The organism is Bartonella sp. AD328YNZD, assembly GCF_042196425.1.
The window spans coordinates 1-2,770 of sequence record NZ_JBHIQG010000309.1; the positions used below are offsets into that span (position 1 = coordinate 1).

The following is a 2,770-nucleotide window of genomic DNA, read 5'->3' on the forward strand; positions in this document are numbered from 1 at the left end:
GTTTTTTGACGTGTTGTCCTTTGACTTTCTGGATCAAATACGCGGATACTTTCCAGGGTATCTCCAAAAAAATCAAGACGTAAAGGTTCAATATCCATAGGAGAAAAGATATCAAGTATTCCTCCTCTTACAGCAAACTCACCAACATCACGGACAACCGTAACGCGTTCAAAACCATTGGTTTCTAGGAATTGAATTAGATTCCCCATGTTATTGTGTTGGCCAACATGTAAGTGAATAAGCTGAGCTTCTACCATTTCACGAGGAGGCAACTTTTGCATAATTGCATTTGCTGTTGTTAATATAATTGCAGGATGTGGATTTTGACGTAAATTTGCTATGCGTGCCAATGCTGATAGTCGACGGGCCATGACAGCAATTCCTGGTGATACGCGATCATAAGGCAAACAATCCCATGCAGGAAATTGAAGTACGGGTAAATTGGGTTCAATAAAATTTAAAACTTGTTGTAAATGCGCAATTTTTGTTCCGTCATGAACAACATAGAGGAGCGGTTTACCTTGTGCAATTTCTGAACTTAACTTAGCAAGCGCAAAGGCTTCAAATCCATCAGTAACGCCATCAAAAATCATACGAACAGAACTGTTTTGGGGAATAACAATTTTTTTAAATATAGGCATTGGGATCAATAACTTAAGCAAGTACGATAATTAGCAATATCACGAAAAAGTGGACTATCAATTTCAGATGGCGGTGAAATTTCTCCAGTAATCCATGTGAGTAAATCACGATCATCAAAAGACATAATATACTCAAGCTCAGAGAGGGTTCTATCATTCATTCCAGTAATATGAGCATCGACATAATGTCCAAAAATGAGATCCATTTCACGAATACCACGATGCCATGCACGAAAAATCAAACGGCGGCGACGCGCATCCAATTGATTTTTGTCATCGACAAAAACTGTCATAAAAAAATCTCCTTGAATAAAGTAATATAAACTATTCAATTTGTCGTATAAAATTTGTACCTTGCTTTTAAGGAAGTTCTATAATCTTTTGTTCTTTAAGTGTAATTCGACGATGCATTTGCTTAGCCAAAGCGTAATTATGTGTTGCAATAAGAGCAGAAAGACCAGACTGACGAACCAGAACAGATAAAGCTTGAAAGACGTAAGCTGAAGTTACTGGATCAAGATTTCCTGTAGGTTCATCGGCCAAAAGAACAGAAGGGCCATTTGCTACTGCACGTGCAATAGCAACACGTTGTTGTTCTCCTCCTGATAACTCTGAGGGACGATGGTTAGCACGATGCGAAATACGCAGATACGTCAATAATTTACGCGCACGATCTTCTGCTCTGGACTTTTTTAATCCTGCTATCATTTGCGGTATCATGACATTTTCTAAAGCCGTAAACTCTGGTAGTAAATGATGAAATTGATAAACAAAACCAATATCATTTCGTCTTATAGCTGTTCGCTCACTATCAGAACGCTTTGCACAAGAAACACCCCGTAACAACACATCACCAGCTGTTGGTTTTTCTAATAATCCAGCAATATGCAGAAGTGTTGATTTTCCAGCACCAGATGGTGCAACAAGTGCCACAAGCTCTCCCCTATTAAGGATAAAATTTGCTTTATTTAAAATAATGAGCGGCTTATCACTCTCAAAAAATCGCCTTTCAATCTCTACAAGTTCTAAAATAGCTGTCATTATTCATACCTCAAAGCTTGTACGGGATCTAGCTGAGCAGCACGCCATGCTGGAATGAGAGCAGCAAGAAATGACAAGAATAAAGCCATCATAGCAACCAAGATGGTCTGTTTCCACTCAATTTGTGCAGGCAATTTTGTCAAAAAATAAAGTTGGGGATTAAAAACGTCGACATTAAATAACCAAGAAATAAAGTCTTGAATATGATTAATATTTACGGTCGCAATAACACCTAAAATTAAGCCCAATATCGTTCCAATAAAACCAATCATCATTCCTGTGATAATAAATATACGCAAAATCGCACTCTGTTGAGCGCCCATCGTGCGTAAAATTGCAATATCATGACTTTTATCTTTTACAAGCATAATCAGTCCTGAAATAATATTTAAAGCAGCAACAAGAACGATCAAAGAAAGAATAAAAAACATAACATTTCGTTCAATTTGTAAAGCTGAAAAAAAAGCCTGATTGCGTGTACGCCAATCAATTAAATAAACCTGTTGATCAACTGCTTTTTCTACAACGGGTTTTATTTGATCAACTGCATCAGGATTATTTAGAAATAACTCTAAAGACTGAACCTTATCTCCTAAATTAAAAAACATTTGTGCTTCATGAAGAGGCATAAAGATAAATATTGAATCATATTCAGACATACCAACTTCAAAAATAGCAACGACTTTATAAGCTTTCACGCGCGGAGTAACGCCAAAAGGAGTCTCATCACCATCTGGAGTTATAATGCGAAGATCTCTTCCAACTGTAAGTCCCAATTTTTCTGCTAAGCCACTTCCAATTGCAACCCCTTCTTCTTTATCAAACTGAGAGAGCGATCCTAATTTAATATTTTGAGAGACTGTTTTAAGCTTTTCTAAATCTTGTTTGCGCATACCGCGAACTAAAGCGCCAGAGCTTCCTTGAACGTCACCTTGAACAAGCGCTTGACCTTCAATAACAGGTAAAGCAAACTTCACACCATTTGTAGATTCTAAAGAAGAAATAAGAGTTTTATAATCAGAAAAACCAGAATCAACTGTTTGAACAATAAGATGTCCATTCATACCAAGAATACGATTGAGAAGTTC

3 protein-coding genes and 1 pseudogene are annotated in these 2,770 nt (G+C 37.1%); all 4 read right to left on the reverse strand.

Annotation, left to right across the window (positions count from 1 at the left end; all coding sequences use genetic code 11):
* Positions 1-641 (reverse strand): annotated as a pseudogene (locus tag ACFIO3_RS11065) (transcription-repair coupling factor); the annotation flags it as partial.
* Between the two features lie 5 nt (positions 642-646).
* Complete coding sequence (locus tag ACFIO3_RS11070) at positions 647-934, reverse strand: succinate dehydrogenase assembly factor 2 (RefSeq protein ID WP_375608278.1); 288 nt, start codon at positions 932-934, stop codon at positions 647-649.
* 67 nt (positions 935-1,001) lie between these two features.
* Positions 1,002-1,682 carry an ABC transporter ATP-binding protein gene (locus ACFIO3_RS11075; RefSeq protein WP_375608279.1) on the reverse strand — a complete coding sequence of 227 codons (681 nt, stop codon included), beginning with the start codon at positions 1,680-1,682 and terminating at the stop codon, positions 1,002-1,004.
* On the reverse strand, positions 1,682-2,770 hold a 1,089-nt coding region (locus ACFIO3_RS11080; protein ID WP_375704459.1), incomplete at its 5' end, for a lipoprotein-releasing ABC transporter permease subunit. The genes ACFIO3_RS11080 and ACFIO3_RS11075, both read right to left, overlap by 1 nt.

Bases quoted from the DNA above. Each gene is read 5' to 3' on its own strand.
- ACFIO3_RS11070 (WP_375608278.1), bottom strand. From the start codon at position 934: ATGACAGTTTTTGTCGATGACAAAAATCAATTGGATGCGCGTCGCCGC.
- ACFIO3_RS11075 (WP_375608279.1), bottom strand. From the start codon at position 1,682: ATGACAGCTATTTTAGAACTTGTAGAGATTGAAAGGCGATTTTTTGAG.